This window comes from Amycolatopsis palatopharyngis (genome assembly GCF_003385185.1).
GTDB lineage: Bacteria > Actinomycetota > Actinomycetes > Mycobacteriales > Pseudonocardiaceae > Amycolatopsis > Amycolatopsis palatopharyngis.
Genome location: NZ_PQHZ01000003.1, coordinates 107,717 through 131,516, shown reverse-complemented (window position 1 = coordinate 131,516; position 23,800 = coordinate 107,717). Strand labels below are relative to the sequence as shown.

21 protein-coding genes are annotated in these 23,800 nt (G+C 66.5%); 12 read left to right on the top strand and 9 right to left on the bottom strand.

All coding sequences use genetic code 11. From position 1 onward, the window contains the following. Positions 1-24 precede the first annotated feature (24 nt). From D0C15_RS03195 to D0C15_RS03185, 3 genes are all read right to left on the bottom strand, one after another. Complete coding sequence (locus D0C15_RS03195; protein WP_116040811.1) at positions 25-1,152, bottom strand: glutathione-independent formaldehyde dehydrogenase; 1,128 nt, start codon at positions 1,150-1,152, stop codon at positions 25-27. 124 nt (positions 1,153-1,276) lie between these two features. Then, entirely contained in the window at positions 1,277-2,356 is a 1,080-nt protein-coding gene (locus tag D0C15_RS03190; RefSeq protein ID WP_116040810.1) for a hypothetical protein, read from the bottom strand. Positions 2,357-2,622: 266 nt separating this feature from the next. Further along, positions 2,623-3,438, bottom strand: coding sequence for a lipase family alpha/beta hydrolase (locus D0C15_RS03185; protein WP_245975536.1), 816 nt, complete (start codon positions 3,436-3,438; stop codon positions 2,623-2,625). 114 nt (positions 3,439-3,552) lie between these two features. Here D0C15_RS03185 and D0C15_RS03180 point away from each other — a divergent pair, with 114 nt between their 5' ends. The 6 genes from D0C15_RS03180 to D0C15_RS03155 are packed head-to-tail and all read left to right on the top strand — an operon-like array spanning position 3,553 to position 8,772. Further along, positions 3,553-5,085 (top strand): 2-hydroxymuconic semialdehyde dehydrogenase, encoded by a 1,533-nt coding sequence (locus D0C15_RS03180; protein WP_116040808.1) that lies wholly within the window; start codon positions 3,553-3,555, stop codon positions 5,083-5,085. Continuing rightward, entirely contained in the window at positions 5,082-5,897 is an 816-nt protein-coding gene (locus D0C15_RS03175) for a 2-keto-4-pentenoate hydratase (RefSeq protein ID WP_116040807.1), read from the top strand. The genes D0C15_RS03180 and D0C15_RS03175 overlap by 4 nt, the downstream gene beginning before the upstream one ends. Further along, the gene (locus tag D0C15_RS03170) at positions 5,894-6,688 is read left to right on the top strand and encodes a 2-keto-4-pentenoate hydratase (RefSeq protein ID WP_116040806.1); all 795 of its coding nucleotides are present in this window, start codon (positions 5,894-5,896) and stop codon (positions 6,686-6,688) included. The genes D0C15_RS03175 and D0C15_RS03170 overlap by 4 nt, the downstream gene beginning before the upstream one ends. After that, positions 6,685-7,119, top strand: coding sequence for a RidA family protein (locus D0C15_RS03165; RefSeq protein ID WP_116040805.1), 435 nt, complete (start codon positions 6,685-6,687; stop codon positions 7,117-7,119). The genes D0C15_RS03170 and D0C15_RS03165 overlap by 4 nt, the downstream gene beginning before the upstream one ends. A gap of 5 nt (positions 7,120-7,124) precedes the next feature. After that, entirely contained in the window at positions 7,125-7,703 is a 579-nt protein-coding gene (locus D0C15_RS03160) for a 3-hydroxyanthranilate 3,4-dioxygenase (protein ID WP_116040804.1), read from the top strand. 34 nt (positions 7,704-7,737) lie between these two features. Beyond that, a complete protein-coding gene (locus tag D0C15_RS03155; protein WP_116040803.1) occupies positions 7,738-8,772 on the top strand; it encodes an amidohydrolase family protein in 1,035 nt (344 codons plus the stop codon). A 68-nt stretch (positions 8,773-8,840) separates the two neighbouring features. On the opposite strand, the gene D0C15_RS03150 is transcribed toward D0C15_RS03155, so the two are convergent. Further along, positions 8,841-10,469, bottom strand: a complete 1,629-nt coding sequence (locus D0C15_RS03150; RefSeq protein WP_162829881.1) for a PucR family transcriptional regulator — start codon at positions 10,467-10,469, stop codon at positions 8,841-8,843. Positions 10,470-10,635: 166 nt separating this feature from the next. Between D0C15_RS03150 and D0C15_RS03145 the strand changes: the two genes are divergently transcribed. The 4 genes from D0C15_RS03145 (at position 10,636) to D0C15_RS03130 (ending at position 16,723) form a co-directional block, all read left to right on the top strand. Next, positions 10,636-12,006: an APC family permease gene (locus D0C15_RS03145; RefSeq protein WP_116040801.1), complete on the top strand. Its 1,371-nt coding sequence runs from the start codon at positions 10,636-10,638 to the stop codon at positions 12,004-12,006. Beyond that, positions 12,003-12,842 (top strand): MBL fold metallo-hydrolase, encoded by an 840-nt coding sequence (locus tag D0C15_RS03140; RefSeq protein WP_116040800.1) that lies wholly within the window; start codon positions 12,003-12,005, stop codon positions 12,840-12,842. Before D0C15_RS03145 ends, D0C15_RS03140 begins: the two co-directional genes overlap by 4 nt. Positions 12,843-12,865: 23 nt before the next feature. Beyond that, positions 12,866-14,113, top strand: coding sequence for a kynureninase (gene kynU / locus D0C15_RS03135; protein WP_116040799.1), 1,248 nt, complete (start codon positions 12,866-12,868; stop codon positions 14,111-14,113). Between the two features lie 336 nt (positions 14,114-14,449). Continuing rightward, positions 14,450-16,723 carry a GmrSD restriction endonuclease domain-containing protein gene (locus D0C15_RS03130; protein ID WP_116040798.1) on the top strand — a complete coding sequence of 758 codons (2,274 nt, stop codon included), beginning with the start codon at positions 14,450-14,452 and terminating at the stop codon, positions 16,721-16,723. 14 nt (positions 16,724-16,737) lie between these two features. Here the strand turns inward: D0C15_RS03130 and D0C15_RS03125 are convergent, their stop codons facing one another. From D0C15_RS03125 to D0C15_RS03115, 3 genes are read right to left on the bottom strand one after another with little or no spacing between them, the layout of a single operon-like run. Next, the gene (locus tag D0C15_RS03125) at positions 16,738-18,924 is read right to left on the bottom strand and encodes a DEAD/DEAH box helicase (RefSeq protein ID WP_245975535.1); all 2,187 of its coding nucleotides are present in this window, start codon (positions 18,922-18,924) and stop codon (positions 16,738-16,740) included. Positions 18,925-18,981: 57 nt separating this feature from the next. Further along, the gene (locus D0C15_RS03120) at positions 18,982-19,206 is read right to left on the bottom strand and encodes a hypothetical protein (protein WP_116040796.1); all 225 of its coding nucleotides are present in this window, start codon (positions 19,204-19,206) and stop codon (positions 18,982-18,984) included. Beyond that, a complete protein-coding gene (locus tag D0C15_RS03115; RefSeq protein WP_116040795.1) occupies positions 19,203-19,475 on the bottom strand; it encodes an HC3 family zinc finger protein in 273 nt (90 codons plus the stop codon). The genes D0C15_RS03120 and D0C15_RS03115 overlap by 4 nt, the downstream gene beginning before the upstream one ends. Positions 19,476-19,594: 119 nt before the next feature. Between D0C15_RS03115 and D0C15_RS03110 the strand changes: the two genes are divergently transcribed. Together D0C15_RS03110 and D0C15_RS03105 are read left to right on the top strand one after the other, a co-directional pair. Continuing rightward, a complete protein-coding gene (locus D0C15_RS03110; RefSeq protein ID WP_162829880.1) occupies positions 19,595-20,509 on the top strand; it encodes a helix-turn-helix domain-containing protein in 915 nt (304 codons plus the stop codon). Further along, complete coding sequence (locus D0C15_RS03105) at positions 20,509-20,694, top strand: DUF397 domain-containing protein (RefSeq protein WP_342768544.1); 186 nt, start codon at positions 20,509-20,511, stop codon at positions 20,692-20,694. Before D0C15_RS03110 ends, D0C15_RS03105 begins: the two co-directional genes overlap by 1 nt. Here the strand turns inward: D0C15_RS03105 and D0C15_RS03100 are convergent. Continuing rightward, positions 20,675-21,943: an McrC family protein gene (locus tag D0C15_RS03100; RefSeq protein ID WP_116040793.1), complete on the bottom strand. Its 1,269-nt coding sequence runs from the start codon at positions 21,941-21,943 to the stop codon at positions 20,675-20,677. The two genes, D0C15_RS03105 and D0C15_RS03100, sit on opposite strands and share 20 nt — an antisense overlap. Beyond that, a complete protein-coding gene (locus tag D0C15_RS03095) occupies positions 21,940-23,775 on the bottom strand; it encodes a DUF4357 domain-containing protein (RefSeq protein ID WP_116040792.1) in 1,836 nt (611 codons plus the stop codon). Before D0C15_RS03095 ends, D0C15_RS03100 begins: the two co-directional genes overlap by 4 nt. Positions 23,776-23,800 lie beyond the last annotated feature (25 nt).

Genomic DNA, 23,800 nt, shown 5'->3' with positions numbered 1-23,800 from the left:
TGGACAGCTGGCCCTGGTGATCGATCACGGCGTGAGAACCACCTTGGAGTAGCCCTCCTCGCGCCGGTCGAAGCGGGCGTAGGCGTCGGCGGCCTCATCCAGCGGCTTGCGTTGGGACACCACGAAACTCGGCTCCGCCCTTCCGGCGATGATGAGGTCACGCAGGTGCCGGTTGTAGGACTTGACGTTGGCCTGGCCGCTGCCCATCCGCAGGCCCTTCTCGAAGTAGCGGCCGATGTTGATCAGCAGCTTGCCCTGCTGGGCGTCCTCGCTCGGCGCGCCGGGATCGTTCGGCAGGTAGAGCCCGACCACGCCCAGGGTGCCGGTGGGTCGCACGGTCTCGATCAGATCGTTGAGCACCACGGCGGGTTGCTCCTCGCCACCGGAAACAGTGGCCTGATAACCGACAGCGTCGATGCCCTTGTCGGTACCGCCGTCGGTGCGCTCCTGGATCTGCTCGGGCGCGCTGCTCTTGCTGAAGTCGATCGGGATCGCACCGATCTCCTCGGCGAGGCGCAGCCGGTCGGCCACCTTGTCCACCACGAACACCTCGGACGCGCCGCGCAGCATGGCCGAGTACGCGGCCATCAGGCCGACCGGTCCGGCTCCATAGACAGCCACGGTCTCCCCCGGTGACACGTGCGCGAGCTCCGTCGCGTGGTACCCGGTCGGGAAGATGTCGGCGAGCATCGCGAAGTCGTCCTCGTGCTCCTCGCCGCGGGGCAGCTGGAGACAGTTGAAGTCCGCGAAGGGAACACGCAGGAACTCGGCCTGTCCCCCCTTGTACGGGCCCATGCCGACGTAACCGTATGCACCACCGGCGAAGCCGGGGTTGACGGTCAGGCAGAAACCCGTATTGCCGGCGAGGCAGTTTCGGCAGAAGCCGCACGCGATGTTGAACGGCAGGCAGACGCGGTCGCCCTTACGCACGCTCGCCACACCTGAGCCCACCTCCTCGACGACACCCATGTTCTCGTGGCCGAAGACGATGCCCGGCTCGGCAACGGTGCGCCCTTCGTACATGTGCAGATCAGAACCGCAGATGGCGGTCGTCGTGATCCGCACGATGACGTCCGTAGGATCTTCCAGCCGCGGGTCCTCGACCTGCTGCACCTGGATGTCGTTGGGCCCCTGGTACACCACCGCTCGCATCGCACACTCCTCAGATGTCGGAATTGTTCTGATCCGGCTACCCCGGAGTGGGAGTAAACATGCATGAACACTGCTGCTTCGTCTGATCGCCCCGATCGGGCCTGCCACACCTGCGATTTCAGGTTCAGCGTGGCGCGGGCGGGCGCAGCGCGGCGAGGGTGCGCAGCAACCGCGCCAGGTCTGCGGGCGATTCCTCGTTCAGTGCGGCGTTGACCGCGTCCAGAAGGTCCCAGTATCGCCGCTTGTCCGGCCAGTCCAGCGGGATCGACGCGACTCGGGCGACGCAGCAGCGGATCCCGATCCTGGTTCGGAGGACAACGTGCTCACCGTCGTAGGCAGGGGCGTCCCATAAGGCGTGCGCCTGGGGCAGGTCCGCCAGCAGTGCGGCGTGAGCGTTGCCGGCCACAGTCGCCCGGTCACGTTTAGCGCGCTCGCCGAGTGCGTGGTTGGCCGCGAGTTGCAGTGCCGCGGCGACCAGTCCCACAACGGCGGTCTTGATGACTTCCTTGACCACCGGCTCCTCGACGGCGAACGCACCAGACGCCGCCGAGGCGATCGTGACCACCCACAACAACACGAACTTCGAGACGAATTCGAGCACCCGCTCCAGCAGCGAGTGGTTCTTGGTGACCTCCACCTGCCGCAACTGCTCGCGCAGCCACTCCACATTTCGCAGCGCCTGGTGCCGTTCCGCTGGACTGATACCCCCGTTTCGTGCCAGCGTCCGCAACACCTCGTCGACCTGTTCACGGGGCAGGCCGAGGAACTCGGCCACGTCCGCGAGCGGCAGCGCGGCCACCCCGGACATCGCCACGAGATGTGGCAGTGCTTCCTGCACGTGCTGCCGCGACCTGCCACGCCCGGTCCCGCGCAGGTGGGTGGCCGCGCTGTCGAGCAGCTCGTCAAGATCGCCGACGACGTCCACGAGCGCACGGTCGGCGAGCCGGAGATCGCCAGCAGCGTGCGCGGCCGACCGGATCCCCTCGTGCTCGAGCAGGCGATCCAGCACAGGCGGTTCGCGGAAGGTCCGGCGCTCCTCCTCCCGTGCCGGACGATGGCTGACCGCCTCCCTGTCCGGCGGACGCGTTCCGGCCGAGAGCTGGTCGGCGGACTGACGGGCCTGTGCGACCACTGATTCGGTCTGCTCCCGTTTCCTGCGAAAGAAGCCGCCTTCGTGCCCTGGACCGGGAACGGAATAACTCATCGCTCTCCTCTCGGGCGGAGGTCAAGCTCAGGCCCGTCCGGCGAGCCCCCAGTGGAGAACCAGCATATCTCGCTCACCGCCGGCTCAGCGCCGGTTTCTCTCACCTAGGCCATTTCTGGATTCGACGAAACCGAGGAGCGCGTGACGTCAGGGCATTTTCAAGACACCCGTGACCCACGCGCTCCTCGCGCTTTATCGACGACCAAACCCGAAACAGGAACTACCGAAGAATGATCCCGGAAGATATCAACTGGATCGTTCCACCGTTACGCCACGAAGTCGCGCACCTGCCGAGAGACAGTTTCATCACTAAGCAGTCCCGTATGAGAAATGCAGGCCGTCTTGGTGTTCTTGGCGCCATCGACAACGACACTTTCGTCGGGGTTGATGGTCTCATCACAGGGTGACCACCAGGTCCCGTAAACAGTACCGCTCGGCGATTCGTCGCCCGCGTTGAGATCGCTCAGGAAATCGGATCCAATTCGCATCTCGTAACAGGAGGTGGTGTAGCAGGCGTCCGCCGAAGTGGTGCCATGGTTAGGACCACCCAGGGACACCCAGTCGTCGACCTTGGCCGTGCCGTTGTTGAACTTGAGGTACCAGCGGGTGTTCAGCCCGCCCATCGAGTGTGAGACGACGTCGACGGCGCTGGCCCCGGTCCGGGCGAGCATGTCGTTCACGACGGCGATGAACTCATCAGCCGTGTTCTTGTTCGACTGCGCCGTGTCGTAATCCCAAGCGTATAGTTCGCTGTCGGAGTATCCGTCGGCCTTGAAATCCGCGATCATCGCATCCCAGTTCGAACTGCTTCCCATCCATCCGTGCACGAAAATCACAGGATTGTGCTGGGCAGCGGCGGCTGGGACCACAGCTGCTGTCAACGAAAAGATGGCAGCCAGTACGCCAACTACAGTGGTGCGAACTCTGCGCATATCATTCCTTCGGTCGATTTTATCCATCAGGCCATGACGTCGATCACAGCCCTGCCGATCCCAACGATCACCCGGATTCACGGTTCTGCCTGTTATCTTATCGTTACCGAGAGTGGCACGAATGCAGCAACATAAGTAACTGTCGCCCATCGAGAAACACCTCGTGCGCTTCCGGTTCTCCTCGCATCAAGCGCAGTCGGCCCTCTCCATCTTGAGATATAGCCATATGGGCATGTCCGCAGGCGAGGAAAGTATTTCCCAGACATGCCCTTCGCCGTCAGGATCGTCAGCACGAGCGTTGAGAAGGAGGTGGTGGGCGTGCGGGAAGCCGAGGCCGCGCCACGGAGCGGGCCGGCACACTACATCGGTGGCCGGTTCGATCGGGAAGGCACGACATTTCCGCTGGTGAACCCGGTCGACGGCACCGTCGTCGGGGCGGTTCCCGAGGCGGGCGCCGGTACGGTCGACCGCGCGGTCCGGGCCGCCAGGGATGCTGTCACCGGCGACTGGGGCCGCAGCACGGCTGAGGAGCGTGGTGCCCTCCTCCGCCGGATCGCCGATGGCATCGAGGACCGGTTCGACGAGTTCGTCGCCGCGGAGGTCGCCGATACCGGCAAGCCGGTGTCACTGGCCAGCACGGTGGACATTCCTCGTGCGGCGGCCAATTTCCGCGCCTACGCGGATCTGGTGTGGGGGCGACCCGAGCGCAGCTTCACCTCCCCGACACCGGACGGTGCGGGAGCACTCAACTACACCGTCCGCCGCCCGCTGGGCGTGGTGGCCGTAGTCGCTCCGTGGAACCTGCCGCTGCTACTGCTGACCTGGAAGGTCGCTCCCGCGCTCGCCGCGGGCAACGCCGTGGTGGCCAAGCCCTCGGAGCTCACCCCGTCCACGGCCACCTTGCTCGCCGAGGTGATGGACACGGTCGGCGTACCGCCGGGAGTGTTCAACCTCGTGCACGGTTTCGGCGAGGGCAGCGCCGGGGCCATGCTCACCGGCCATCCCGGCGTCGACGCGGTCGCGTTCACCGGCGAGTCCGCCACCGGAACCGCCATCATGCGCTCGGTCGCCGAGCGACTCGCTCCGGTGTCGTTCGAACTCGGCGGGAAGAACCCCGCCCTCGTCTTCGCCGACGCCGACTTCGACGCGGCCGTGGACGGCACGGTCCGTTCGGCGTTCACCAACGCCGGTCAGGTCTGCCTGTGTACCGAACGGGTCTACGTGGAGCGCGCCATCTTCGACGACTTCGTCGCCGCGCTCGCCGAGCGCGCCCGGGCACTACGGGTGGGGCGTCCGGAGCAGGACGGCACCGACATGGGCCCGCTGGTCTCCGCCGAACACCGGGACAAGGTTCTCGACTACTACCGGCTCGCCGAGCGCGAGGGCGCCAAAACGCATGCCGGCGGTGCGGCACCACGCTTCGGCGACGAGCGTGACAGGGGATTCTTCGTCGAGCCGACCGTGCTCACCGGGCTCGCGCCCGATGCCCGCGCGGTCCGCGAGGAGATCTTCGGCCCGGTATGCCACGTGGCTCCCTTCGACGACGAGGTCGAGGCCGTGCGGCTGGCGAACGACAGTAAGTACGGTCTCGCCGCCACAGTCTGGACGTCCTCACTGTCCCGGGCACACCGCGTCGCCCCTCAACTGGAGGCCGGGATCGTCTGGGTCAACTGCTGGAACCTGCGTGACCTGCGCACTCCCTTCGGCGGCGTGAAGGCCTCCGGTATCGGCCGCGAGGGCGGCGAGCACTCTCTCGACTTCTTCTCCGAACCAGTGAATGTGTGTGTGAAACTGTGACGACCGGGACCCATCACGCGGACGATGCCGTCTCCGAGGCGGTGAGCCGACTGGAACGGGCCCACCGTGAGTACCAGCCGGTGGACCCCGTGCGCGATATCGTGTCCGATGTGGACACCGCATACGCGGTGCAGGAGCGGCTCACCGCACGCAGGCAGGCCGAGGGACACAGGCTCGTGGGCCGCAAGATCGGGCTGACCTCACAGGCCGTGCAGCGCCAGCTCGGCGTGGACACCCCCGACTTCGGGATGCTGTTCGCCGACATGGCCGTGCCGGACGGGGCCGAGGTCCCGTTCGGTGCCGTGCTGCAGCCCAAGGCGGAAGCCGAGGTGGCCCTCGTGCTGCAGGACGACCTGACCCACGAGCGGCATACCGTGGCGGACCTGCTGCGGGCCGTTGCCTTCGTGCTGCCCGCCATCGAGATCGTGGCCAGCCGAATCCGCGGCTGGGACATCAGCCTCGTCGACACGGTCGCCGACAACGCCTCCTGCGGTCTCTACGTACTCGGCTCCACCCCGACTCCGCTGCACCGGGCAGGTGACCTGCGGCTGGCAGGCATGGCGCTGCACCGGCGAGGGGACCAGGTGGCGACGGGCGCGGGAGCGGCCTGCCTCGGTCACCCACTGAACGCGGCGCTGTGGCTCGCCGACACCCTCGTGCGGGTCGGGCGGCCGCTGAGCGCGGGCGACACCGTGCTGACCGGAGCCCTCGGCCCCATGGTCGAGGTCGGCCCCGGCGACGTTCTGGAAGCCCGGATCGAGGGGCTGGGCAGCGTACGCACCGCCTTCGCCCGAGAGGAGGCCACATCATGACCGACGATCGGGAAAAGCTCGCGGCCGTGCTGGACGAGGCGATGCTCAACGCGAGTCCCGTCCCGCAGCTCACCGAGCGTGCGCCGCTGGACGTCGCGAGCGCCTACGAGGTGCAGGAGTGCCTGGTGCGGCGGCGGCTGGACCGCGGTGAGCGGATGGCCGGCGTCAAGCTCGGCTTCACCAGCAAGGCCAAGATGCGCCAGATGGGCGTGGACGACCTGATCTGGGGCAGGCTCACCGACGCGATGCGACGGCCCGACGGCGATGTCGTCGCGGTCGCGGATTTCGTGCATCCCCGGATCGAGCCGGAGGTGGCCTTCCTTCTCGATCGCACCCTGGACGGGCTGGTGGGCACTGCCGACGCCGCTCGCGCGGTGGCGGCGGTCGCCCCGGCCTACGAGATCATCGACTCGCGGTACCGCGACTTCCGCTTCTCCCTTGCCGACGTCGTCGCCGACAACTCGTCGTCAGCCGCGTTCGGCGTCGGACCATGGCGGGCGGCGACGGGACTGGATCTCGCAGGCGACCTCGCCAACGTCGGCATGGTGCTGGAGGTGGACGGTCGCATCGCCGAGGTCGGCAGCTCCGCGGCCATCCTCGGTCATCCACTGCGTTCCGTGGTGTCGGCCGCGCGCCTGGCGGGCGCTGCCGGCCTGACACTCGAAGCCGGTTCGGTCATCCTCGCCGGTGCGGCCACCGCGGCAGTCCCGCTCGAACCGGGCAGGCACATCGCCGTCCGCACAGGCAGGCTCGGCGACGTCGAGGTGACGACCGAAGGAGGCAGGACATGACCGAATCGCAGGCCGTCACGGTGGCCGGAAAGGCGCGCCCGCGTGGCCGCTTCCCGCATCTGTGCAGAGCGGGCGACTTCGTCTACCTCTCCGGTACCAGCTCGCGCCGCCCCGACAACAGCTTCGACGGTGTCGAGGTCGACGAGCTGGGAACCACCAATCTGCACATCCGCGCGCAGACAAGAGCCGTCATCGGGAACATCCGCGATGTGCTCGCCGCCGTGGGCGGGGATCTGTCCGATGTGGTCAATGTGACCACCTACCTGGTGAACATGAACGACTTCGGCGGCTACAACGAGGTCTACGCCGCCTACTTCGACGAGACCGGTCCCGCCCGCACGACCGTGGCGGTCCACCAGCTGCCCCACCCACACCTGCTGATCGAGATCGCGTGTGTGGCGTACCTGCCTCCTGCGCATCGGAAGGGATGACGACCATGGTGTCGAAAAACGTGCTCACACCGTTCAACTTCACGGCCTGGATCGCCGAACACGAGCATCTGCTGAAGCCACCGGTGGGCAACGTGCAGATCTGGGAGGACGCCGACCTGATGGTGACCGTCGTCGGTGGCCCCAACCAGCGCACCGACTTCCACGACGATCCTGTGGAGGAGTTCTTCTACCAGCTCAAGGGCAACATGGTGCTGCGGGTGATGGAGGAGGACGGGACGCCGCCGGTCGACATCCAGATCCGGGAGGGCGACGTGTTCCTGCTGCCGCCGCACGTGCGCCACTCCCCCCAGCGGCCGGAGGCGGGCAGCATCGGCCTGGTGGTGGAGCACGCCAGGCCGCAGGGCTCGCTCGACGGAGTCGAGTGGTACTGCATGTCCTGCCATCACCTCGTGCACCGCTCGGAACTGCAGCTGGAGTCCATCGTGGACGATCTGCCGCCGGTGTTCTCGGCCTTCTACTCCGACGAGAAACAGCGCACCTGCCCGCATTGCGGTGTGGTGCATCCCGGCCGGGAATGGCCGGAGGCGCTGCGGCCGGTACCCGAACCCGCCGCTGGGCGCTGACGAATCCCATAGCGGAAGGAAACCGAGCACTCCAGTGACTGTTGTCGACGTCCACGCCCACGTTTTTCCCACGCTCTCGCAGGAAGAGTCCCGCATCCTGCACGACACCGACGGCCCCTGGCTGCGCGTCGACCCGGGCGGCAGCGGCATGATGATGAGCGGTGCGGCGGACTACCGGCCGGTGGACGCGCCGCTGTGGGACCCGGCCGTGCGCGTGGCGCAGATGGACCGCACCGGTGTCGACATCCAGGTGGTGTCCTCGACCCCGATCATGTTCGGCTACGCCGAGGACCCCGCCCGGTCGGCGGACTGGTGCGAACTGGTCAACCAGCGCATCGTCGATTTCTGCGCACAGGCCCCCACCCGGCTGGTGCCGCTGTGCCAGGTTCCGCTGCAGGACACCGAACGGGCCTGCGAGCAGCTCGACCGGGCACTCGCCACGGGCCATGTCGGGGTGCACCTGGGCAACCACGTGGGCACCCGCGGCCTCGACGACGGCGCGATCAGAGAGTTCCTCACCCACTGCGCACAGCAGGAGGCGGCCGTCTTCGTGCACCCGTGGGACATGCTGGAAGGCGACCGCATGTCCCGCTACATGCTGCCCTGGCTGGTGGGGATGGCCACCGAAACGCAGCTGACGATCCTGAGCCTGATCCTGTCCGGCGCCTTCGAGCAGCTGCCCGCCAGCCTCCGGCTCTGCTTCGCCCACGGCGGCGGCAGTTTCCCCTACCTACTGGGCAGGGCGGACAACGCGTGGCGGCGCCGCGACATCGTCCGGGCGGATTCGGCGCAACCACCTTCGTCCTACTTGGACCGTTTCTTCCTGGACTCCGCGGTGTTCGACGCGCGCGCCTTCCGGCTGCTCGCTGAGGTGATGGGCACCGACCGGATCATGCTCGGCAGCGACTATCCGTTCCCGCTCGGCGAAGAGCACCCCGGGGAGCTGGTGCGCGCCGCGGACCACCTCACCCGCGCGGACCGGGACCGCATCCTCGGAGAGAACGCCCTGCGGTTCTTCGGTATCGAGGACCGCGCACCACGACCGGCCACCGCCGCGACCAGCACGTAGGACCGCTGGCGCAGGACTCGGACGTCCCGGTGCACGAGGTCATCGATCCACAGTGAACTCGATCTTCGTCAGATGTCCTCGCCCGCCAGCTGGATCATGCGCAGGTGCACGTGGGCCTGCAGGCGGGCGTCCGCATCGGCGAGATCCAGGCCACTGAGCTCACACAGCCTGCGCAACCGGTAGCGAAAGGTGTTCGGGTGCACGTGCATCCGACGGGCCGCGGCGTTGACGTCGCCAAAGGCGTCGAGGTAGGCCCGCAGCGAGTCCGTGAACCGCGTTCGTTGCTCGGCGTCGTGGCGGGCGAGTGTCTCGACAGGGCCCCGTAGCCGCTGCCCGTCGGCCCGCAACAGGTCGGCCAGCCGCAGCATCAGGGCGGGTAGCTGCACATCGGCCAGGGCCGCGACCCGGGGCGCGTCCGGTTGTTCGCGCAGGACCCGCAAAACGCGCTCGGCCTCGATCCGGGCGTACTCGACCTGGTCGGGGCCGTCCGCCACTCCACCCACGGCCAGCACCACGTCACCGCGCTCCCCGAGGCGGGCGGCGAAGTCGGTCGCCAGCTGCGCCGAGCGAGTCCGTACCTCGGCGACGGTCATGGCGGACGGCCACGGCAGCAGGACATAGACCACTTCACCGACGACGGTTCCGGCCGCCCTGGAATGGAATGCGGCCAGGTGCACGGTGAACGAGTCCGCGATGCGTCGCAGGGCGACCTCGCCGGCCACATCGAGTCCTTCCTGGACGGTCTGTGCGGCGAGCACGCTGATCTTGCCGCCCGCGAGGCCTAGCCGTGCCGCGGCGTCCCCCGCCTGTTCGCCGCCGTGCAGCACACTCGCGGCGAGGTCGGCGCGTAACGTGTTCTGGCCGTCCAGGCGGGCCCGGTAGTGCAGCAGGTGGATCGCCACGACCTTGGAGATCTCCAGGAACTCCCGCGCGACAGCTGCCGGGAACGGTTCGCGCACGGCCGCCCAGAGATAACCGAGCACCTCGGCGCCGGCGCGTACCGCGATCGCCATCCTCGGCAGCATTCCCGGCGAGATCGACTCGACGTAGATCGGCTCCTGGCTGGCGTCGAGCGCGCGGAAGACGCCGCGAGAGTTCAGCGAGTGCGTGAGCCACTGCGGAGCCTGCCTGCCGACGATGCCCTCGATCCGCGCCTGGTCGACCTCCTCCTGGCGGGCGGACCACGCGAGCACCTGTGAGGTGCGGTCCTCCAGCGACACGGCCGTGCCGAGGAGCGCACTCACCGCGTTGACCACAGCGAACAGGTCCCCCGCCGCGAGCCCGGACAGCTGGGTGTCGGCCGGGGTGAGCCGCCCCGCTGCCAGCAGTGCCCGTACTGCGTCGGACAGGTAGGCCCACGAGGCGTCGTGCGCGAGTTCCACGACAGCCACCCCGCTCTCGGCGGCCGCGGCCCGAACGGTCCTGTCGACCGGGGCGGGCGCCTTCACCACGACGCCTGCGAGGTTCCGCTCTCCTGCCCGCCGCAACAGTTCCGCCACGGCGACGGGCCCGCGCAGACCGACCGCGAACAGGAGCGCGCCCGCGGGCCAGTCGGGGGCATCATGCGGGTCATGGATGACGATCGTCGTCACCTCGGCGAACTCACCGTCCGGGGGCGCCGCCAGGGACACCAGGGACTGTCCGAGCGTGTCCACTATCCGGTCAAGCCGCACGTGGTCCTGGTTTGCTTCGGGCACGGTGTCAGCCTAACCCCCCGACCTTCCCGGATAATGGGACGTGTTGGTGTTCTGCAACGAAAGGAGTGCCGCGCCTTCGTGCTCTCCCACGTTTCGCCACGGCTGCTCGCCGACCACGCTGAGGCACACCTTTTGCGGACACTCGCCACAGGACAGTGAGGTCGACATGGCATCTCCCGCACAATCCCCGCTGGGCGTAGAGCGACATCTCAAACGCGACATCACACTGCTGCAAGCTTTGGGCGTCTCCTTCCAGAGCGTCGTCGGCGCCGGGGTAGTCGCCCTGACCGGCATCTCCATCGGACTCACCGGGGGCGGTACACCGCTGGCCTACGCGCTGGCGACCGTCGCCGTGATCGTCTACTCGCTACCCATCGTCGCGCTCGGCAGCGCCATGCCCCTGGTCGGTGGCCGCTACAGCTATGCGGCGCGGTTGCTCTCACCGTCGACCGGGTTCGCCACCATGTGGCTGTCCATCCTCGTCACCATCCAGCTGAGCCTGCTCGCACTGGCCGCGGCCAATTCGGTACACGCGCTGCTGCCCTCGGTTCCCGTCGCGCCCATGGCGCTCGCGGTGATGACGATCTTCTTCCTCGCCAACCTCTTCGGCGCCACCTTCTCCAACCGGCTGGGAATCGGCCTCTCCGTCGTCATGCTGGCCGCGTTCCTGCTCTACGGTTTCGTCGGCGTGCCCCAGGTGCACTGGGAGGTTCTCGCCGATGTCGCACCAAACGGAATCGAGAACTTCGTCGCGGCGGCCGCACTGCTGACCTTCGCCGCCACCGGTGGTAGCTATGTTGCCGAGATCGGGCACGAGATGAAGCGGCCGGGCAGAGACATCCCGCTGGCGGTGATCGGCGGTACCGCCATGGCCGGCCTGCTCTACGTGTTCATGGCGATCGTCTCGACCGGCGTGCTGCCGGTCTCCGAGGTGGCGGGCAAGCCGATGTCGGTGGTCGCCCAGCACCTGCTGCCCTCGGGCGGGTTCGCGTTCTTCGTCCTCGGCGGGGCCGTGGTCGCGGTCGTCGGAGCGCTCAACGCCCTGCTGCTCACGGCGACCAAACCCGTGCTGGCGGCAGTGGGAGACGGCTGGCTGCCGAAGCGGCTCGGGGCGGTCAACCAACGGTTCGGAACGCCGCACTGGCTACTGTTCCTGCTGTATGTGATCGGTGTGCTGCCGGTGCTGTTCGGGCTCAGTCTCGAAGGCATCGCCAAGGCGTCGTCCATCGCGGCAGGCCCGATGCTGGCGATCATCATCATCGCCTCGTACCGGTTGCGCGGCCGCTATCCGGACCTGCACGCCGCGGCCCCCTTCAAGCTCGGGGCCAGGACCCACCTCGTCATCGCCGTGCTGGGTACCGGCGTGCTCGCGGCGCAGACCTACCTGCTGGTGACCAAGGTGACCACGTCGATCGCCGTCGCGCTGGTGGTGTGGCTGGCACTCGGCCTCGGGCTGTGGCTGGCGAGGCGGCGCCACGTCGCCGCGGTCCTGCGCGCCCGCCACGCCCAGCCGGCCACCATGGAAGGAGCACTGTGAGTACCGACCTGATCCTGCTCGGCACCGCCGCCGGGCCCGCCCCGAAACGAACCCGAAGCGCCCCCGCACAGGTCGTCGTCGTCAACGGCGCCGCCTACGTCGTCGACTGCGGGAACGGGGTCGCGCGCCAGCTGGTGCACGCCGGAGTTCCGCTGAGCTCGCTGCGGGGCGTGTTCCTCACCCACCACCACTCCGACCACAACGCCGACTACGGCAACCTGTTCCTGCTCGCCTGGGCGGCCAACCTCGAGCACCCCGTCGACGCGTACGGGCCGCCGCCACTGGCGGAGATGACGAAGCACTTCTTCGCCATGAACCGGTTCGACATCGACACCCGGATCGGCGACGAGGGGTTACCCCCGCTGGACGACCTGGTGGTGCCGCATGACGTCGAACTGGGCGGGGTCGTGCACGAGGACGACAACGTCCGGGTCACCGCGACGCTGGTGCACCACCCGCCGATCAGGACGGCGCTGGCGTACCGGTTCGATACCGCCGACCGCTCGATCGTCATCTCCGGCGACACCGCCCCCTCGGAGAACCTGGTCCGTCTCGCACAGGGTGCGGACGTGCTGGTGCACGAGGTGATGTACCTGCCCGCTGTCGATGAAATGGTGTCGCGATTCAACGGCCGGACGCTGCGCGAACACCTCCTCGCCAGCCATACCGACGTCGACCAGGTGGGCGGGCTCGCGCGGGCAGCGGGCGTGCAGAAGCTGGTGCTGTCCCATTTCGTGCCCACCGACGCCGACATCCCCGACGAGACCTGGCGCGAACGCGCTGCCGCCGGGTTCGACGGTGAGGTCGTCGTCGGACACGACCTGCTGACAATCTGATCGCTGACGTGAAAGGTATCGGTGTGAACGTTCCCAGGACCCGCTCGGAGTGCGAGCAGCTCGACGAGGCGGACCCGCTCCGGCAGCTGCGGGACGAGTTCGTCCTGCCCGACGGTGTGGTGTATCTCGACGGCAACTCGCTCGGGGCCCTGCCGCGGCGGGCCCGCGCCCGGGTGCGGGAGATGGTCGACGTCGAGTGGGGGCAGGGCCTCATCCGCAGCTGGAACGAGGCGGGCTGGTTCGACCTGCCGCTCACGCTCGGCGACCGGCTGGCGCCGCTGATCGGCGCGGGCAGCGGTGAGGTGGTGGTGTGCGACTCGACCTCGGTCAACCTGTTCAAGGTGTTCACAGCGGCGCTGGGTATGCGCCCTGGCCGGAAGGTGGTCGTGGCCGAGGCGGGCAGCTTCCCGACCGACCTCTACGTGATGGAGGGTGCGACGGGGTTGCTCGAGGGTTACGAGCGCAGGCTCATCGGTGATGGGCAACCGGGGCTGGACGATGTGCTCGACGACGACGTGGCGGTGGTGGTCCTGAGCCACGTCGACTACCGCACAGGGCGGCTGCACGACATGGCGGCGGTGACCGAGCAGGTGCACCGGCACGGGGCGCTGGTCGTATGGGACCTGTGCCACAGCGTGGGAGCGCTACCCGTGCACCTCGAGGACTGTGCGGCCGACTTCGCGGTGGGGTGCACCTACAAGTACCTCAACGGGGGGCCGGGAGCACCCGCGTTCGCGTTCGTCGCCACCAAGCACCAGAACGAGGCGAGGCAGCCACTGTCCGGCTGGCACGGGCACGCCGACCCGTTCGCGTTCGTCGGCGGCTACGAACCCGCGCCGGGTATCGGACGGTTCCGGGCCGGCACACCGCAACTGCTCTCCTACGCGCCGCTGCAGGCGAGCCTGGACGTCTGGGACCGGGTCGACCTCGCCGAGCTGCGCGCCAAGAGCGAGGCGTTGACGGAACTGTTCATCGCACTCGTCGACAGGGAGTGCGCCGAGCACGGAGTCGAGGTCGTGTCGCCGAGGGATGCCCGGGAACGGGGCAGCCAGGTCGCGCTGCGCCACGCCGATGGCTATCCGGTGATGCAGGCGCTGATCGAGCGCGGAATCATCGGCGACTTCCGCGCCCCCGACCTGCTGCGGTTCGGTTTCACCCCGCTGTACGTGGGTTTCACCGACGTGTGGGACGCCGTGCAGGTCCTCCGCGAGGTCCTGGCGACGCAGGCCTGGCGCGACGAGCGCTACCAGGTCCGCGCCGCCGTCACCTGAGCCAGACAGGCGGCCGTCCGGAGTGGACTTACGCCCTGCGCCTGTTGCTAGGCTTCCGCCCTATTCATGGGGGTGATGGATGAGCGAGGACCTGCTCCAGCCGACGATCGAGCGCGAGCCGGGAACTGCTGCCGACAACACTGAACGACTCTGTGATTCGCTTGGTCCGGGTTAAGCCAGCAACCAACCCACGGTGACACGTCACCCGGTGCGGATGAGCTCCTGCATTAGGTCAATAGGGTGTCCGTGCGTTTTGATTCCGAGTTGTCGCGGGTCCGCCAGAAACACGCTGGCGGCGGTCCCAGTCAGTCGGGCTGCAATCTAGGATCACCGGGCATGACGACCCTGTACCGCGACACCGGCTACTCGTTGACTCATCTCGTCGAAGACATCAAGCACGGGAACTTGGCGCTGCCGGACATCCAACGCCCATTCGTGTGGTCGTCGACGAAGGTCCGTGACCTCTTCGACTCGATGTACCGGGGGTACCCGGTCGGCACCCTGATGCTGTGGGAAACCGGTGCGGAGGTCGGGACCAAGCCGGTCGGCGGGGATAAGCACGACCGGGTTCCCAAACTTCTGATCGTCGACGGCCAGCAGCGACTGACGTCCCTGTACGCCGTGCTGACCGGTCGGAAAATCCTGACCAAGAACTTCGAGGAGAAGCGGATCCAGATCGCGTTCCGGCCCTCCGATGAGACATTCGAGGTCGCTGACGCCACCTCAAAGCGCGATCCCGAGCTCATCCCCGACATCACAGCCTTGTTCGAGGGAAGCCTCCTCAGATCAATCAAGGACTACGTCGCTCGCCTCGAAACCGCCCGCGTTGCGCCACTCACGGATGAGGAGGACGACCTCCTCCAAGGGAGGATCCACCGGGTCAGCAACCTCGCCAACTTCCGTTTCCAGGTAGTCGAACTGACGGATATCGCCAACGAGGAGAACGTCGCGGAGATCTTCGTCCGGATCAACTCCGAGGGCGTGCAGCTCAACCAGGCGGACTTCATCCTCACCCTGATGTCCGTGCATTGGGAGTCAGGGCGCCGGCAGCTGGAGCAGTTCGCACGCGCGGCGGTCGACCGGAGCATTCCCGGACCTTCGCCGACGAATCCGTTCATCGACCCCAGCCCCGACCAGTTGCTGCGCGCGGGGGTGGGTCTCGCCTTCCGCCGCGGGCGTCTCAGCAACATCTACAACATCCTGCGGGGGAAGGACCTCGACACCGCAACGGTGAGCACCGAGCGTCGTGCCGAACAGTTCGAGCGCCTCCGTGAGGCGCAGGATCAGGTTCTCGACCTCACCAACTGGCACGAGTTTCTCAAGGCCATCGCGCACTCAGGGTTCCGCAACAAGCGCATGGTCACGTCCGAGAACGCCCTCGTGTACACCTACATCCTGTGGTTGATCGGGCGCCGCGACTTCCGCCTCGATGTCAAGACCCTCCGCAAGGTCATCGCTCGCTGGTTCTTCATGGCGCACACCACGAGGCGCTACACCTCCTCACCGGAGAGCCAGATCGAATCGGACCTGGCCAGGATTGGCGACCTGCCTGCCGGCGACGGCGAGGCGTTCTGCGCCGAACTCGATCGGATCGTGCGGGCCAACCTCACCGGTGATTTCTGGGAGATCCAGCTCCCCGGCAGCCTCGACACCTCGGCGTCGCGCTCGCCAGCGCTATACGCCTACTGGGCTGCACTCAACCTGTTGGACGCGGAACTGCTCTTCAGCGACCAGCGGATTCGCGACCTCACCTCCCCCGGCACGAGTGCCCCTCGATCCATCGAACGCCACCACCTGTTCCCCAAGAAACATCTCGCCGGCCTTGGCTACACCGAGTCGAGGCAGGTCAACGCCATAGCGAATATGGCCTATTTGGACTGGCCGGACAACGCCGGGGCCGCCGCGAAGGATCCGCTCGAGTACCTGCCAGGGATGCGGGCACAGCTCTCGCCCGGACGATGGAAGCAACACAACTACTGGCATGCCCTGCCGATTGGCTGGGAGCAGCTGGACTATGCGACCTTCCTGGAGAAGCGCCGCAGCCTGATGGCCAAGGTGATCCGGGACGGCTTCTCGACCCTTTGGGATAACCAGGTACCGACGGGCCACGACGCTACGCTCGCCGACCTGCTCGAGTCCGGTGAGTCGCAGACCTTGGAGTACAAGTCCAGCGCGCGCTGGAATCTCCGTGCGGGTCAGGCCGACAAGAAGATGGAACAGATCATCGTCAAGGCGGTGTGCGGACTGCTCAACGGGGACGGCGGGACGCTGCTCGTCGGCGTCAACGACGAAGGCACCGTCCTCGGCCTTGATCTCGACTACAAGACCCTCGGTAACCGCGGCAACCGCGACGGCTACGAGCTCTTCCTGCGGCAGTTGCTCGACACCAATCTTTCGGTGTCCACGGCCGGGATGGTCAACATCCGTTTCGAGGACGTCGACGGCCTCGACGTCTGCGTCGTCCTGGTTGTGCCTTCCGGGAAGCCGGTCTTCGCCAAGGCACCAACGGGTAACGCCGGAGCCACGGACTTCTGGGTGCGGATCGGCAACGCCTGCAAGCAGCTTCACGGCGACGAGATGATCGAATACCAGGAGCTGCACTGGGGGTAACGGCACAATCAAGATCAACCGGAAGCGACAGGCAGGAACGGGCTGGCCGTGCCACTCCAGGACACGGCCAGTCTTTCACGTGCCCGGGTGCACGCGACGAAAAGCAGGCAGCGGTCCTTGAGCATGTCGCTCGCGTGCTGTTGAGGGTCCACGTCCACGGGCGTGATCTCTTTGGTGAACGGCAGGGCTCTCTCGTTTGCTCCCACCACGGCGACACAACGGAACTCGAGCCCTTTCATCGCGTGCATACTGGCGAGACGCACTCCTTCGACGTCCGCACAGGGACGTTCCTTGACTCGCACTGCGGAGATGCCGTCATCCTTCAACCGGTCATGCACCTTGTCCAACAAGATGTTGAACCGCGCACACACGGCGATCTCGCTGGGGAGGACGCCCTGATCGATCCATTCCCGCACACGGTTTATCAGCGCGGTCATCTCCGCGTGCTCGTTGGCGTGTCCGGCAATGTGCGGTCGTCTTCCGTGGAGCAGCGAGCGGTAGCCGACCAGGGTGTCGCTGCCGTCGCCGCTGAGTTCCTCGACTTGCGAGCTGTCGATTACTTCGGTGGACCACGCCAGGATCTCGGCGGTGCTGCGGTAGTTGATCCGCAGTCTGTTGCTGCGTCCCGCAACGGAGATTCCCAGCGAGCGGAGCGAGACTCGGGAATCGTAGATCCGCTGATGTGGATCGCCGGTGACGAATAGATCGTCCGGGCCTTCGGCAACGGCGGCGCGCAATACGCGCCACTGCGCCGGGTGCAGGTCCTGGGCTTCGTCGACAACGACGTGATCGTAACGATGTCCACCTGGGTCGCCCGCGTTGAGCAGCTCGGATGCATGGACGCAAATCTGCAAGTGCGTGGTTTTACCCGCGGCGTGCAACTCTGTGGCAAAGGCGTTCATTGCCTGCCAGAGCTGCTTTCGCTGCCGCACCCGGACCGCGGCGCCCCGGCCGCGCCTGTCGACCCGCAGGTATTCGTCTTCGGTGTTCACCTGCTGGGCGAGGATGACGTGCCGGAACTCCTGCGCCAGAAACTGTTCGGTCCACGGCAGATCGAGCGTACGGCGAACCCTTCGCCAAATCTGTCGCTCGTCGGCGTCGGTGATCGGCGGCGCTGGTGGCCCGGAATGGTCCCGCACCACCCGGTTCGCGAACGAATCCACCGTGGTGACGTGGACTCGCGCCAGCTGCTCGTCATCGTTGAGCAGCAACGCCAGGTTCTCGCGCAACATCCCTGCGAGCGCGTTGGTGAAGGTCGTGAGCAACACTCGGCTGTTCGGGGACCGAGAGAGCAGATGCTTGACCCGGTGCAGAGCGACCACCGTTTTTCCGGTTCCCGGGCCGCCAGTGACCTGCGCCGGTCCGTTGAACGAGACTCGATACGCGACGCGCCGCTGTGATGGGTGGAGGAACACCCGCCAGGCCGCGAACGGCTTGTCGAGGATGTCGGCAAGTTCGTCGGGGCCGGTGACAAGCGTGATGCGACTGGCGGTGTTGACGATGGCCATCGCCAGGCTGTCGCTCTCGTCGGTTGTGGCGTCGGCAGGCCGGCGCTCGGTGACAACGTCGCGGTAGACCTCTTCTGGGGAGAAGCCCTCGGCGAGGAACTGCAAAACCTCGAACTGATCCTCCGGCAGAACACCGCCGAAGGCTTCGAGCTGAGGTTTGTCGGCGATCGCCCGCGCGGCCCGCAGCACTTGGTCGTCAATGCCGAGGTCGCGCAGCACCGTGTTCGAATAGCTGGCGAACAGCAAAACTGGTGCGGTCGCAGCCGCTTCCTCCAATGAAGGAGTCAACTGCTCGATCGCGACGACGTTACGCACCTCCAATGCACGTGTCGCAGTGTTGACGGTGTAGAGGCGCTTGGCCGCCCACGTGTAGGCGTCGTCATGCGGCACAACATTCAGCAACAGGAAGATGTCGCTTCCGTCGTCTGGGGCAAGTACGACGCCGCGCCAGAAGTCGGTGATGCGGATGGTCCGCATCCGCTCGTCGCGCGCCTTGTCCACCGATTCCAGATGCACGCCCTTGTCCGCATACAACTCGGCGATCGTGAGGTGCTGAAACTTTGCCATCGCCTTGCGAACTCCGGCCTTGACTTGCTTCTCCAGCCGGTCGTAGTTCTCCCAGAAGCTGTTGGCGAAGGCGAGTTGGGGCATGGTTGACGATCCTACGGCCGCGATGGGCAGGTGGGCCAACACGTGACTTCGTGGAACCCGGCCGCCGTGAAAGGTCGGGGCAGTCGCGGCGACCGGGAGCTACATTTGGACGTTGATCACCCGAGGCGGGTTGCGTCCGTCCAGTTCGTCGGCACGGTCGATCAAATCCGCACCCAGTGATGTGTAGGTCTGTCCCAGGGCTCGCAGCCGGGCGGGCTCGGGGTCACACCGGTCTCGGTCACCAAGAATCGCCAGCACCATCTGACCGGCCATGTCGTTGAGCCGTGCCACCCGGGCCAGCAGCCCCCGGTCATGGTCTCTCATCGGCTCGGCTCCTCGGCTTGTGTCGCAGGGTGCGGACTCGATCCGTACCAGGGAATGCCGGCTTCCTTGCGGTAGACGAAGTCGCAGTGCCAGCAGGTCCTGACGACTTCCTGCGGTGGGGTATCCGAGTACTCGGCGGTCTCGGATACCCCGCAGATCGTGGTCACGGTCGCGCCGGGGGCCGGCCAACGCGTGAGGTTGGTGATGTGCCATCTCCCGTCGATGACCGGCCGCACGTGCGGCATCTCCACCATGATTCGAGCACCCATCACTGCTTCCCCCGGTTCGAAGTCCTGACGAACTGGTGCGCCAGAGGTAGCAGCACGAGCAGTACAAGCGCGGGATACAGAATCTCCATCATCGGCTCCAGGGCGTCGGCCATAAGTGGTTGCGCAACCACTATTGCGTTTACGCAACCAGCTCGCAAGAACTCGTTCAGGCGAACCTGCTTGGTGAGCTGTCCGCTACCCTCTGGTTCATGGCTGCAACCACTGGCACGCCGAGGGCGCGCGCACTCGCCGCCGCACTGCGCGAAGCGCGGATGTCCCGAAATATCGGGCTTCGTGCGTTAGCTCGCCAGATCAACGTCTCGCACACACTGGTGTCGCAGTGGGAGAACGGTCATCGCCTACCGAAGGTCGAAGACGTGCTCGTGGTTGTGACCGGCATCGGACTGGACGCCGCCGAGCGCGCTCGCATCGTCGAGCTCGCACGTCACGCGGGAGACAGCGATTGGCTCACCGCTGGCGTCCCTGGTGTGTCGCAGAAGATGATGGGCGTGCTGGAGTGCGAGCGCACCGCTGTGTGTATCACCGAGTGGCTGCCGTGGAGCATCCCCGGTCTCTTGCAGACCTCCGAGTATGCCCGCGCGGTGATTGGACCAGACGAGGCAAAACTGAACGTTCGCATCGCCCGCCGCGACATCCTCACGCGCCGGAACCCCGTCGAGTTCCATGCCGTCATCGGCGAGCCGGGGCTCCGCCAGATTATCGGCGGAAACGACATCATGATCCATCAGTTGGGCAGCCTGACGGAAGCGCCGAACAACGTCACCGTGCAGGCAGTGCCGATTGATCGGGGTTGGCATCCAGGGCTGGCAGGTCCGTTCATTCTGTACGAGTTCGCCGAGTCGCCAGCGATCGTGCACCTGGAGCCCTACCGGTCCAGCTCGTTCGTATACAACGAGCACGACGTGGAGGACTACAGGCGCGCTGCCGAAACCCTCCGCAAGGAACTGGCGATGAGCCCCGAGGATTCGCGGAAGTTCATCGCCGATGTCATCAAAGAAGTGGAGAACATGTAGTGAGTGTGCATCGCGCACAGGACAAGTGGCGCAAATCGAGCTACAGCCAGCAGGAGACCGCCTGCGTCGAAGTCACACTAGCGCCCACACAAGCCAGGGTTCGAGACACGAAAGACCGACAGGCTGGGCACCTCGAAGTCGCTGGTGACGCCTGGTCGGCATTCCTCACGTCTGTCCGCCACTGACGGTCGTCTCCATGGAGACTCCGGCGCCATTCTGCGGTGCTGGATCTCTGCGCCCGAGCCGCTGGGCCACCATCTGGATGTCGTGGAGCAGCCCGGAGGGTGGTTGGTCGAGTTCGAGGGCGTGCTGGTGGATGGTGATGCCCGCGTTCTTGACTCGGTGGGAGCCGTGCGGCACAGCCTGGTCCCAGCCCTTGGCGTAAACGAGGTGGCCCTCCGGCAAGTCCAGCGCCGTGCAGTAGGCCAGCATTTGGTAAAGATCCGCGTCGGGGAAGCCTTCGGGCTTCTCGGCTTTGTACTTCGCGTCGGCCACCGCGAGTGGAGTGCCGTTCTCGGCGTATCGGACGAAGTCGGGGATCAAGCGGATCGCGTTGTGCTCGTCGAGGTGGTGCGTTGCCTGCACGATGCAGTGGCCGCCGTGTCCGGTGAGCGCTTCGCGCAGCGCCGTGGTGACGAAGTCTTCGAAGACCCGGGCCATGTCGAACAGGAAGCCGTTCACGGTGACATCGCCGGGTCGATGTTCGATCGAGGCGTTTCGCAGGACGAGCTCGGCCAGGCGCAGTGCGTGGTGATACCGAGTGTTGAGTCGGCTGGGCCGCCACGCCGGAAGGGTGAGGCCGCGAGCGATCGGGGTCGCGTCGGCCAGGGCGACGCGCAAGCGGAGTAGTCGGACTCGCACGTCGACGGGAATACCGCCCGGCGAGCGGAGGAGCACTTCGCAAGCTGTGCGCAGGAGCTGGTTCTCCGCGATATCGGCGGTGTACTCGTCGTGGGCAATCTCCAGGGGGATGAGTCTGCCGTGGTGCCGGCGTACCTGCTCGGCGTGGCGGATACGACCACGAATGACCAGGACGGTCTCCTCGACGTCGCGGTAGCCCTTGAGTAGCCTTTGACGGAGCGCTCTCGCGGCCTGGAGCGCGAACAGGCGGGCGAACGCGGGCAGCAGTTCCCGTTCCTCGTCCACCTGCACGTGTTCGTTGCGCCACCCCTTCGGGCTGCGGCTGTAACCCAACAGGAAGAGCAGGCGGGCGATGGGAATCTTGGGGCGGATCCGGAGAGTGACTTCGTGGCCGTCGGGCAGCTGAATGTTTGCCACACCGACCTTGCCTTTGGCGCGGAGCCGCCACCGTCCCGTGGCGTTCGGATCCGCGGCCGCGTCGATTATCCCGCTATTGGAAAGGGCGCGTCCCGTGACGTCGTCGAGCGGCACCGACTGCGGCGTGCCGTGCTCGGCGATCTCGACGGTCGTCATGCTGGTTCCGGTTCGTCGGCTCCAGTGGTGGGTGCGATGGCCGTGCGTAGCGACCGCAGTCCATAACGCTGCTCGACGTTGACACCCTCGCCGTAGTGGTGTTCCTCCAGGAGGGGGAGGATCTTGGTGCGCCAGGTGCGTTCGAGCCCGCCGTCGCGGTAGACCCCCTTCTTCATCAGGTAGGCGGGCCCCACCTGGAAGTCCGGATCGGCGATGCGGGAGTTCAGGGCGTCGAGAAGGTCGGCGGGCTCAGGGGCGCGGCCTTCCCGCTTGAGCCAGCGCCGCAGCAGTCCGCTGGTCGGTTCGATCCGAGGTGACAGCTCGACGAACGAGAAGCGGCGGCGCATCGCGGTATCCACGAGGGCGATGGAACGGTCGGCGGTGTTCATGGTGCCGATGACGAACAGGTTCGGTGGCAGCGCGAAGTCGTCGCCCGAGTACGTCAGCCGCACCGATCTGTTGCGGTACTCCAACAGGAAATACAGCTCCCCGAACACCTTCGCGAGGTTGGCGCGGTTGATCTCGTCGATGACGAGGAAGTGCGGGACATGGCGGTTGCCTTCGCGTGAGGCGAGGTCGGCGAGTTCCCTCAGCGGGCCGGCAGTGATCCGGAAGGCGACCTCCCGGGTCTGCGGATCCTCCTGTGGCCGGAACCCTTCGAAGAAGTCCTCATAGGCGTAGGAGGGGTGGAACTGCACCAGTTTGACCTGTTCCGGGCCACCACCGAGGTATTCGGCGAGTTTGAGCGCCAGGTAAGTCTTACCAGTGCCGGGTGGCCCGTAGAGGATGAGCTGGCGGTCGTCCCAGAGCAGCTCTCGCAGCTCCCGCAACCATTCCACGTCGTGGACCAGCAGCTCGTTGGCGAGTTCGTCCGTCGGTTCGGGCAGTTCCAGCTCTCGGCGAGCAAGAGCAGCGATTTCCGCGCTCGCATCCCCGTCCCAGTCCCGCGCCTCGTCTTCCAGTTCCTCGTCAGTTCGGCCGAGTCCGGCTACCAGGCCTGCGACGGCGGTGAGGTCGACGACGTCGTGCTGGACGGACAGTTTCTGCTGAAGCTCTTCGGGTAGCTCGTGGTAGGCAAACGACACTTCTTGCCACTCGACCGGGCGCCACAGATTCGATCGGCCTGCCTCGGAGGCGACCTGCTCAACGTCCCCGGTGACCTCTCCGACGTAGAGCTGGCCGTTGGAGATCGTGCACACGGTGTCGCCCGGTTTCATCTTCGACAGGAAGGTGTGCAGCTCGTCGACCAAGTGGGTCCGCTGGCTGTAGGTGAGGATGAATTCGTAGTCCTCTTCTACGACGGTGCGCAGCTGGTACTTGCTGATGCCCTGCTCGACCTCTCGCAGTTGTCCGGCAGCGACGCTGACCTGCCCTTCGGGCAACCACAGACGCTGTACCAGATCGAGGCCGGACACGTTGGAGCCGCGCACCAGCCACGTCCGGTTCCGACCAAGCTGCGCGTCCTCGACGAACTCGCTCAGCGGACGCCCGTCGACGGTTCGCCACGATCTGGGGCCATTTGCGTTGCGACCGACGAGAACCGCTGCCGCGGCCGAGGGAGACTCATAGCTGATGTCTTCGGCGGTCTCCAGGAATCCGCGCCATTTCTGGGATGGCACGATCCGGCCGTCCTCGACAAGCCTCTCGCGGAGCCTGGCAAAGGCCTTGGTCTCCGTGGAAAACGACGGCGACACCTCGGCACGAACCGGCGATCCCGCAAGCACCAGGAACTTCCGGCTGCGACGGCTACCCATCTCCTCGAGAAGTCGCCCACGCGCCACAGGACCTCCGTTCGGCAGGCGGAGCTGGAACTCGGGGTAGGCGTCAGACATCGGGCTCCCTCACTGTCGGTGCTAG

Coding starts and splice junctions, on each gene's coding strand:
- D0C15_RS03195 (WP_116040811.1), bottom strand. CDS start 1,152: ATGCGAGCGGTGGTGTACCAGGGGCCCAACGACATCCAGGTGCAGCAG.
- D0C15_RS03190 (WP_116040810.1), bottom strand. CDS start 2,356: ATGAGTTATTCCGTTCCCGGTCCAGGGCACGAAGGCGGCTTCTTTCGC.
- D0C15_RS03185 (WP_245975536.1), bottom strand. CDS start 3,438: ATGGGCGACAGTTACTTATGTTGCTGCATTCGTGCCACTCTCGGTAAC.
- D0C15_RS03180 (WP_116040808.1), top strand. CDS start 3,553: ATGCCCTTCGCCGTCAGGATCGTCAGCACGAGCGTTGAGAAGGAGGTG.
- D0C15_RS03170 (WP_116040806.1), top strand. CDS start 5,894: ATGACCGACGATCGGGAAAAGCTCGCGGCCGTGCTGGACGAGGCGATG.
- D0C15_RS03165 (WP_116040805.1), top strand. CDS start 6,685: ATGACCGAATCGCAGGCCGTCACGGTGGCCGGAAAGGCGCGCCCGCGT.
- D0C15_RS03160 (WP_116040804.1), top strand. CDS start 7,125: ATGGTGTCGAAAAACGTGCTCACACCGTTCAACTTCACGGCCTGGATC.
- D0C15_RS03145 (WP_116040801.1), top strand. CDS start 10,636: ATGGCATCTCCCGCACAATCCCCGCTGGGCGTAGAGCGACATCTCAAA.
- D0C15_RS03130 (WP_116040798.1), top strand. CDS start 14,450: ATGACGACCCTGTACCGCGACACCGGCTACTCGTTGACTCATCTCGTC.
- D0C15_RS03120 (WP_116040796.1), bottom strand. CDS start 19,206: ATGAGAGACCATGACCGGGGGCTGCTGGCCCGGGTGGCACGGCTCAAC.
- D0C15_RS03115 (WP_116040795.1), bottom strand. CDS start 19,475: ATGGGTGCTCGAATCATGGTGGAGATGCCGCACGTGCGGCCGGTCATC.
- D0C15_RS03100 (WP_116040793.1), bottom strand. CDS start 21,943: ATGACGACCGTCGAGATCGCCGAGCACGGCACGCCGCAGTCGGTGCCG.
- D0C15_RS03095 (WP_116040792.1), bottom strand. CDS start 23,775: ATGTCTGACGCCTACCCCGAGTTCCAGCTCCGCCTGCCGAACGGAGGT.